The organism is Actinoplanes sp. NPDC051411, assembly GCF_040682075.1.
Lineage (GTDB): Bacteria > Actinomycetota > Actinomycetes > Mycobacteriales > Micromonosporaceae > Actinoplanes.
The window spans coordinates 65,981-74,783 of record NZ_JBFBAD010000049.1 but is presented as its reverse complement, the minus strand read 5'-3'; the positions used below and the strand labels follow the sequence as shown (position 1 = coordinate 74,783).

Annotated in this window: 6 protein-coding genes; 2 read left to right on the top strand and 4 right to left on the bottom strand. The window is 70.5% G+C overall.

Annotated elements, in window-relative coordinates:
- Positions 1–35 precede the first annotated feature (35 nt).
- Complete coding sequence (locus tag AB0M88_RS26115; RefSeq protein ID WP_364106567.1) at positions 36–2,441, bottom strand: LamG-like jellyroll fold domain-containing protein; 2,406 nt, start codon at positions 2,439–2,441, stop codon at positions 36–38.
- Between the two features lie 148 nt (positions 2,442–2,589).
- On the opposite strand from AB0M88_RS26115, the gene AB0M88_RS26110 reads away from it, so the two are divergent.
- On the top strand, positions 2,590–4,068 hold the full coding sequence (locus AB0M88_RS26110; RefSeq protein ID WP_364106565.1) for a sensor domain-containing diguanylate cyclase: 1,479 nt from the start codon (positions 2,590–2,592) through the stop codon (positions 4,066–4,068).
- 310 nt (positions 4,069–4,378) lie between these two features.
- Positions 4,379–4,876 carry a hypothetical protein gene (locus tag AB0M88_RS26105; RefSeq protein WP_364106563.1) on the top strand — a complete coding sequence of 166 codons (498 nt, stop codon included), beginning with the start codon at positions 4,379–4,381 and terminating at the stop codon, positions 4,874–4,876.
- Here the strand turns inward: AB0M88_RS26105 and AB0M88_RS26100 are convergent.
- From AB0M88_RS26100 to AB0M88_RS26090, 3 genes are read right to left on the bottom strand one after another with little or no spacing between them, the layout of a single operon-like run.
- Positions 4,845–5,384, bottom strand: a complete 540-nt coding sequence (locus tag AB0M88_RS26100; RefSeq protein ID WP_364106561.1) for a hypothetical protein — start codon at positions 5,382–5,384, stop codon at positions 4,845–4,847. The genes AB0M88_RS26105 and AB0M88_RS26100 overlap by 32 nt on opposite strands.
- Before the next feature lie 31 nt (positions 5,385–5,415).
- Complete coding sequence (locus tag AB0M88_RS26095; RefSeq protein WP_364106559.1) at positions 5,416–7,593, bottom strand: FUSC family protein; 2,178 nt, start codon at positions 7,591–7,593, stop codon at positions 5,416–5,418.
- 51 nt (positions 7,594–7,644) lie between these two features.
- The gene (locus AB0M88_RS26090; RefSeq protein ID WP_364106557.1) at positions 7,645–8,796 is read right to left on the bottom strand and encodes an acyl-CoA dehydrogenase family protein; all 1,152 of its coding nucleotides are present in this window, start codon (positions 8,794–8,796) and stop codon (positions 7,645–7,647) included.
- Between the last annotated feature and the right edge of the window lie 7 nt (positions 8,797–8,803).

Genomic DNA, 8,803 nt, shown 5'->3' with positions numbered 1-8,803 from the left:
GGATCAGGTGGGCCGGCACCGGAGGTACGCGTCGTCTACTGCCCGGACGCGTACAGCTGCTGGATCTCGTCGCCCGAGAGGGCCCGGTCGTAGAGATGCACCTGATCGACCGTGCCGTCCAGGTAGTCGACCGGGTTACCACCGTATCTGCCCCGGCCGATGACCGTGTCGCCGGTCGGTGCCGCCTGCGGCAGGCAGGCGCTCGCCGTGCCGGCCAGCGCGCCGTCGACGTAGAGCCGGAGCTCGCCCTTGACCGTGTCGCGGACGCCGACCAGGTGGTACCACTGGCCGACATCGGGTTTGAACGGGGCCAGTGCGCGCACGCCGGCGAAGCTCATCGCGAACTTCTGATCGGCGCCCGAGTACTGCAGATAGAAGTCGCTGTTCGACGGCCCGTCCTGGCTGATCACGGTCTGGAATGCGCCGTCGGCCTTGTCGAGCTTGACCCAGGCCGCGGCCGAATAGTCGGAGGCCGTATCGAGCACCGGCTTACCCGCGTCGAGATATTGCGAGGTGCCGTTGAACGCGACTCCCTGGCCGTTGTGGCCGTCGGCGAACGCCGGGTCGCCGACCGGGGTCAGGGATCCGTAGGACCCGTCGAGCGGCCAGAAGGCGACCCCGGTCAGGCCGGGAGTTCCGGGCGGGGGCGCGGGCACGCTCGACCCCGAGCCGTCCGCCTGCTTGATGATCTTCTGGTTGATCGACCGGACCTGCCGGGGGTCCATCTTGGTGACCGTACGGTCGTAGGTGAAGAAGCCGTTGAGCTCGCCCTCCACGTCGGACAACTGGGTGTAGATGGCACCGCTGATCCCGCAGTGCTGAGCCGAGGTCAGCACGTCCTGCTGGTTGGCCACGTACTTCGCGGTCAGCGTGGCCGAGTCGGGCTCCATCTCGTACGCCTGGCCGTCCCCGAACCACATGTGGTTGGACGTCTTGAGCCCGAACCCGCCGTGCTCGCCGTCGATCGCCACCCGGTTGCCGGACGGTGCCGGGGAGGCCGGCCCTAGATATTGGTGGAAGTCGATCACGTCGCCCGCGCCGGAGTCGCCGTGCGAGTTGCAGCAGTTCACGCCGCTCATCGGGTCGACCAGCCGGGTCGGGTCCTGCGCCTTGACTTCGGTGGCGATGCGGCCGGTGTCGTCCCGGCTCCACTCGCCCCAGCCCTCGTTGAACGGGATCCAGGCGACGATCGACGTCCACGACTTGTGCGTGTCGACCAACGCGCGAAGTTCGGCCTCGAACTGGGCCCGCCACTCGGCCGGGATCGGGCCGGTGTTGGAGGACGGCATGTCCTGCCAGACCATCAGGCCCAGTTTGTCGGCCCAGTAGTACCAGCGGTCGGGTTCGACCTTGATGTGTTTGCGGACGGCGTTGAAGCCCATCGCCTTGTCCTGTTCGAGGTCCCACTTCAGCGCCGCGTCGGTGGGCGCGGTGTAGAGGCCGTCGGGCCAGAAGCCCTGGTCGAGGTTGGCCATGTTGAACAGGATCTTGCCGTTGAGCGTGATCCGGAGCTTGCCGTCGGCCCCCTTGGCGGTGCCGACCGTGCGCATCCCGAAGTACGAGCCGACCTGATCACCGGACTCGAGCAGTTTGACCGATAAATCATACAAATGCGGATCGTTGGGTGACCACAGGTGAGCGTGGGGCACGGGCAGCGTCAGAGTCGAGGAGGCCGCTCCGGTGACGGAGCCGACCCCGGGAACGGACGCGCGCACGGTCAGGCCCGTACCGGAAACGGTGTTGACTTTGATCTTCAATGAGGTGGTCGAAGGGGTCAGCGTGAGCGACGTGATGTGGGCGGCCGGCACCGGCTCCATCCAGACCGTGCGCCAGATGCCCGAGCTGCCCTGATAGAAGATGCCGTGGTCGGAGGTGCGGCGCTGCTTGCCGATCGGCTGGCCGGTGGCGTCGGTGAGGTCCTCGGCCCAGACGATCAGCTCCTGGGGGCCGGCGCCCTTGAGCGCGCCGGTCACGTCGACGTCGAAACCGTCGTAGCCGCCGCGGTGGGTGGCGACCTGGGTGCCGTTGACGTAGACCCGGGCGTCGTAGTCGACGGCGCCGAAGTGCAGTTCGAGCCGGTTGCCGGAGCCGACCTTCCAGCCCGCCGGAACGGTGAAGGTGCGGCGGTACCACATGCGGTCCTCGTGGCGCTGGATGCCGGAGAGGGCCGACTCGATCGGATAGGGCACCAGCACGCGTTCGCCCAGGCTCTGCCCGGACGGCACCGCCTGACCGGTTTCGGCCTTGGCGAACTCCCAGACGCCGTTCAGGTTCTGCCACTTGGGGCGGGTCATCTGGGGACGGGGGTATTCGGGGAGGGCGTTGTCCGGGCCGACCTGGGAGGTCCAACGGGTGGCCAGCGGAGGGATGCCGGCGTGCCAGGCCGGCGCGGCGGGCACGCCGATCAGGGCGGCTACGAGCATCAGGACGGGCGATTTCATGCGCGATGTTCCCTTCCACGAGGAAGAAGGCAACACAGTCCAACAAAGTTGCTCAGGTTCCGTCAAGGTTCGATCGGTATCAATGCATGGGTAGGTTCGTGCAAACCGAAACCTCAACCGCCCACCGCCGGTGCCGACTTCTTAGGCCATGAGCCAGACGACTCTCGAAGACGCGCAGGAAGCGCTGCTCGCTGACCTCGTTTCGTTCATGACCCGCGACACCCCGTCCATGCAGCACGTACTCGAACTGGCCGAACCCCACCTCAAGGTCGCCGGCGGGCTCACCGCCGCCACCGTCTTCGAACTCGACTCCGAGACCGGGCTCATGAACGCGTGCGCGCAGGTCGGCGAGCCCGGCCGCCGCGACCTGCTCACCGCGGGCAAGGTGTTCCGGATGGCGGCCGGGGCGCCGCCGCTGGTCAGCGGCGAACAGATGGCCGTACGTCTGCGGATCGGCGGCCAGACCGTGGGCGTCCTGCTCCTCACCGGCACCGGCCTGGACACGCTCCGGCACGAGGTACTGGCCGAGCTCGCGCTGCACTTCGCCAGCACGCTGCAAGGGCTGGCGGCCGAGAAGCAGCGGCAGTTCGTGTCGCACACCTCGACGATCATCCGCCGCCTGTTCGAGGAGGGCATGGCCGCAACCAGCGTCGAGGCGGCCGGCCGGATCCTCGCCGCATCGACCGCCGACGCGTTCCGCACCGAGTTCGCCGCGCTCTACCTCGTCGACGGCGACGGCCGGATCCGGTACGTGCACAGCGCCGGCCTCCCCTCCGACATCGAGCGGCTGCTCGGCCACCAGGCGGCCGACTCCCCGATCTGGCGCGGCATCGCCGCCGACCGCCGGCCGGCCCTGGTCGGCGACGCGGCGACCGCCCAGGTGCGGCCGGGCGGGCTGGTGCAGAGCATGGGCCTGCGCTGCTATCTGGCGCTGCCGCTGCTCTCGGCCCAGGGCGCGGTCGGCATGATCCTGTGCGGCGACACCAGTGGCACCCGCGACTGGAGCAGCCGCGACCGCATCCTGGCCGAGCAGCTCTCGGTCGAGGGCGCCCTGATCGTCGACAGCGCCGAGATGCGGCAGGCCGCCCAGGCCCACGTGGCCCAGCTCAGTCACCAGGCCTACCACGACTCGCTGACCGGGCTGCCCAACCGCTCGCACCTGCTCGGCCGGGCCTCCGAGGAGGTGCGGCTGGCCGCGGTCACCGGCACCCGGGCCGCCGTCATGCTGCTCGACCTCAACGGGTTCAAGCAGGTCAACGACACCGCCGGGCACCAGGCCGGCGACGTGCTGCTGCAGCAGGTGTCCAAGCGGCTGCTCGGCTCGGTGCGGGACAACGACGTGGTGGCCCGGCTGGGCGGCGACGAGTTCGCGATCCTGCTGACCCGCGACCCGGACGCGACCGCCGCCGAGCACGTGGCCGAGCGGATCGTCGACCGGCTGCGGACGCCGTTCGAGATCGACGGCGTACAGGTGCAGATCGGCGGGAGCGTGGGCATCGCGCTGTTCCCGGACGACGCGACCGAGTACGACGCGCTGATCCGGGCCGCCGATGTCGCGATGTACGAGGCGAAACGGGACACCAAGGTGCACGGCGGCGGATACCGGCGGGCGTCCCAGGCCGCATAGATCGGGCCGCACCACGCGGTAACGTTCGGCCATCCGCCGGACAGGGACAGGGACATGACCCCCGAGGAACGCTTCCGGCGCGTCTACGCCGGCAACTTCGAGGCCGTACTGGCATACGCCACGCGGCGGGTCACGCAGCCCGCCGAACCGGACCGCGAGCTGCTGATGCTCACCGCCTGGGAAGGGCTGGCCTCCCCGAGGAGCGCACGGGGCTCGACCTCAAGGCGGCCCAGGACAACCCGCGACTGCTCATCGAGGAGCCGGGCTGGCCGGCAACCGGTTCACCTACAGCGCCACCGACTTCGCGGTCATGCTGAAACCCCGCGACGGTCTCTTCGCCGAGATGCGGACCGGGCCCACCGGCTGGACCCTCGCCAGCTTCGAGCGGACGCTGACCCACATCAAGCAGGTCGACGCCCGTACGTTCCTGGCCGCGATGCCCCCGGAGATCGTCACCCCCGACCGGGCCGTCTCCGCGGCCGAGAAGGTGCTCGCCGACATCCCGTTGCCGCCCGGCTTCGACCCGTCGGCGCTTCAGGCTCTCGGCGTCAACGACCCCTACCAGTTCGGCGCCGAGGCGACCAAGGTGGTCGGATGCGGCTGGATCGCCGACTGGAAACAGGCCCGCGCCACGGGCGACACCGCCGAGGCGAAGCGCGCGGCGAACGCCATGAAGAGCAGCCACCACTGGGCGGTGCTCAAGCAGTTGGAGCCGGAGGGGGCCTGGTCCCAGTCGTTCCGGGAGATCGCCGACAGCATGGCCGCCGGCCACCTGGTCAGCGGATCCGAGGAGTCACTGGGATGCTGACGGTCTGAGGCGCCGAGGTTTCCTCCTCGCCCCAGCGCGACATCGCCGCGATCCACGCGGTCTGCGTGCTGATCAGCACGATCAGGCAGAACAGGACGCCCTCGAGCTGCGCCCCGTTGATCGACTTCGCCACCGCGGTGTCGATCGACGGGACGCCGGCGACCACCGCGACCAAGGCGTAGAGCGGGACGCCGGCGATCAGCAGCAGGCGCGACACCCGCTTCGAGCCGCCCTCGACCAGCCGGGGCACGAGCAGCAGAATGCCGAGCACCCCGAGGATGCCGGCCAGGGTGAACGAGCCCCGCCACAGCCCGGCGACCTTGGGCGCCACCTGGCTGAGCAACGCCGCCGTGCCCGGCACCACGAACTGGAGCGAGACGACGTACGCCATGCGGCCCGCCCCGGAGTGGCGTAGGTGTTTGAGTTCCTGGACCGCCACCCACCACAGCCCGAGGAGCGTGAAGTTGACGCCGGAGATGATGCCGTAGAACGCGGTCAGATCCTGCACGCAGAGGTAAACGGATCTGATCGAGAAAAGTTCACGTCGCGCCGTCGGCAAGTTGCGAAACCCGGTCCCGAAGCCCGTCGACCCGCTCCGGCCGGCCCGCGATCCGCGTGACGTCGTCGCGCAGCCCGTCGAGCCACGCCCGCAGGTCGGCGATGACGTAGAGCTCGGAGCCGAGGTCGTCGGGCCAGTCGACCGGTGCCGGACGCTCCGGGGTGGGACGCTCGACGAAACCCCGGTCGTGGGCCAGCAGCCCCTCCGCCGCCCGCTCGAACCGGCGGGCCACGTCCCACGCGGTCGCGGTCAACGGTCCGACGCTCGGCAGCAGGCCCCCGGCCGGGCACGACCGGATCAGCACCTCGGCCCCGCGTACGGCATGGTGACCGGCCACCAGGGTGGCCTGCCAGTCGATCGTCGAGGCCTCGTGCCGTTCGCTCTGATAGAGCGCGTAGGAAGCGTCGGCCAGCATGCCCGCCGCGCGGGTCTCCGGCAGCGCGGTGCCCGGCCGTTCCCCGTCGGCCATCACCGACACGGTCTCGCGGATCACCCGCGAGGCGCCGCCGATGAAGTTGCCGACCGCCCGGTGCAGCTCGCCGCCCCCGCCCCGCGGCCAGGCGAAGACGCCGATCAGCACGGCGGCCCCGGCGCCGACCAGCACGTCGAGCACCCGCGCCTCGGCCAGCCGCCAGTCGACCGGCGTGACCTGCGCGAACACCAGCGTGATGACCAGCGTGAAGAGGGCCTGCGCCCAGCCGAACCCGAGCAGCGGCCCGGCCGCGAACCCGATGAACATCACGAACGGCAGGATGATCGCGTAGACCGTCGGGTCGACGCCGACGACCAGCAGCCCGGCCGCCACGATCGAGCCGGCCACGGTGCCGATCAGCGCCGGCTTGAGCGCCGACCGGGTCTCGGCGGCGCTGGTGCGCAGCACGGTCAGGATCGTCAGCAGCACCCAGAACCCGTGCGACAGGTCGAAGACCCCGGCCAGCAGCCGGGCCGCCGCCAGGGCGACGGCCAGGCGCAGGGCACCCTGGAAATAGACCGAGCGCGGGGTGAGATTTTCCCGCAGGCGGTGCCACCAGAGGTTGGGGACCTTCCGGTACGCATACCAGAACTGGCCCGGCTGCGCGGTCGGCGGCGTCGGGTCGGGATGGTCGGGCAGCAGCCCGGCCGCCACCCGGATCACGAAGATCAGCGACTTGGTCCACTCTCCCAGCGCGAGCGCCATCGACCCCAGCCGCAGCCGCTCCGGCGGCAGGCCGTTCGGATCGGTGTTCATGCGGGCGATGCGAAACTCGTTGAGCGCGGCCACGATGTGCCCGGTGTCGGGCACCGGGCCGGTGCCGTGCAGCCACGCCGCGGCCGACTCGACACAACCGGCGGTCTCCCGCAGCAGCCTGGTCGCGGCGGGCAGAGTGGCCGCCTCGTGCACCTCGGTGAAATAGAGGTCGACCGCCCGCCCCAGCATCAGCCGCGCGGTGCCGGCGGCCGAACTGAGCGCCCGGTCGCGGCGCCCGGCCGACGCCGGCCGCTGGGCCGCCGGCAGCCGCGACGGCCGCAGCGCGTCGGCCGCGTCGGTGGCCTCGGGCAGCAGTGCGGCCAGCCGGTCCCGGCCGGTCGGGTCACCGCCCCAGCTGTCGGCCAACGCGTGCAGGCAGGCGCCGAGCCCGCCGATCGCGTCACCCAGCCGCTTGCGGTAGGGCACCGGGGCGGGGTCGGGCCACAACACGACCTCGGCCCCGGCCAGGAGCAGCACGGCCATGGTGAGGCCGCCCAGCCGCCAGAGGAGCGAGCCCGGATCGTACGGCGGGAAGCAGGGCAGGATGTAGAGCAGCTGCATGCCGGCGGCCAGCCCGACCAGCTTCGGGCCGCCCACGCCGACGAAGCTGACGGCGAAACCGAGCAGGAACATGCCGGCGGTGGCCGCCCAGGTGGTCACCGACAGCACGGTGCCCAGCGTGACCAGCACCCATCCCACCGGCAGCACGGCGAGCAGCGTGCGGGCGCGCTGCCGCGGGCTGCCGGGAATCTGCGACAGGGCGCCGAGCGCCACGGCTCCGAACAACGCATATGGCGCCATGCTCGGCTTGTTCAGCCCGTAGCGGCAGACGTAGAACCCCAGGCACGCCACGATCATGATGCGGGCGGCCCGCCGCACCGCCACGAGCTGCGGGTCCTTCCGCCGCACCCACCCCACCAGAGACCTCACGGCCTCGGATCCTTCCATCCCGGGCGCCCGCCGGGAAGCCGGACACCCAGGTCAGACGAAGGCGCTCTCGCCGGTCAGGGCGCGGCCGACGATCAGGGTGTTGATTTCGCGGGTGCCCTCGTAGGAGTAGAGGGCCTCGGCGTCGGCGACGAACCGGCCGATGTCGTAGTCGAGGACGATGCCGTTGCCGGCCAGCAGCTCGCGGGCCCAGCCGACCACCTCGCGCATCCGGGTCGTGCAGTACGCCTTGGCCAGGGCCGAGTGCTCGTCGCGATACCGGCCCGCGTCCTGCAACTGGGCCAGCCGGACGCACATCCCCAGCGAGGCGGTCAGGTTGCCGACCATCCGCACGAGCAGGTCCTGCACGAGCTGGAACGACCCGATCGGCTTGCCGAACTGTTCGCGGGTCGTCGCGTACGCCTGGGCGATCTCGAAGGCGGCGAGCATGACCCCGACCGCCTCCCAGGCGACGCCGCTGCGGGTCTGGCGGAGCACCTTCGCGGTGTCCTTGAAGGAGTTGGCGTTCTGGAGGCGATCGTCCTCGGGAACCCGCACGTCGGACAGCACGATGTCGGCGTTCTGGACGATCCGCAGGGCGATCTTGTTTTCGATCTTCGTGGCGGTGAAGCCCGGCGCGTCGCCCGGGACCACGAAGCCCTTCACCCGGTCGTCGGCCAGGTCGCGGGCCCAGACGACGATCAGGTCGGCGAAGGTGCCGTTGCCGATCCAGCGCTTCTCGCCGTTCAAAATCCACTCGTCGCCGACCCGCCGGGCCGTGGTGCGCAGGCCGGCCGCCACGTCGGACCCGCCGGTCGGCTCGGTCAGCGCGAACGCCCCGATCTTGTCGAACGACGCCATGGACGGCAGCCACCGTTGCTGTTGCGACGGCGAACCGCACGTGCGGATGCTGCCCATCGCCAGGCCGGAGTGGACACCGTAGAACGTGGCCATCGAGGCGTCCGCGTGCGCCATTTCCAGGGCCAGCCACCCGTTGAGCAGGGAGGAATGCACCGCGCCGGCGATCTCCAGGCCGGCATAGCGCTTGATCAGCTCGGACGGGAAGGTGGCCCGCGCCCAGTGATCGTTGGCGATCGGACCAACCTCGGCCGCGAGGAACTCCCGGACTCTGAGCACAACGGCGGCTTCCGATGGCGACAGCAGGTCCTGGAAGTTGTACAGATCACCTACGAGCAGCTCGGTCATATATCCC

Bases quoted from the DNA above. Each gene is read 5' to 3' on its own strand.
- AB0M88_RS26110 (WP_364106565.1), top strand. From the start codon at position 2,590: ATGAGCCAGACGACTCTCGAAGACGCGCAGGAAGCGCTGCTCGCTGAC.
- AB0M88_RS26090 (WP_364106557.1), bottom strand. From the start codon at position 8,796: ATGACCGAGCTGCTCGTAGGTGATCTGTACAACTTCCAGGACCTGCTG.
- AB0M88_RS26105 (WP_364106563.1), top strand. From the start codon at position 4,379: ATGCTGAAACCCCGCGACGGTCTCTTCGCCGAGATGCGGACCGGGCCC.
- AB0M88_RS26115 (WP_364106567.1), bottom strand. From the start codon at position 2,441: ATGAAATCGCCCGTCCTGATGCTCGTAGCCGCCCTGATCGGCGTGCCC.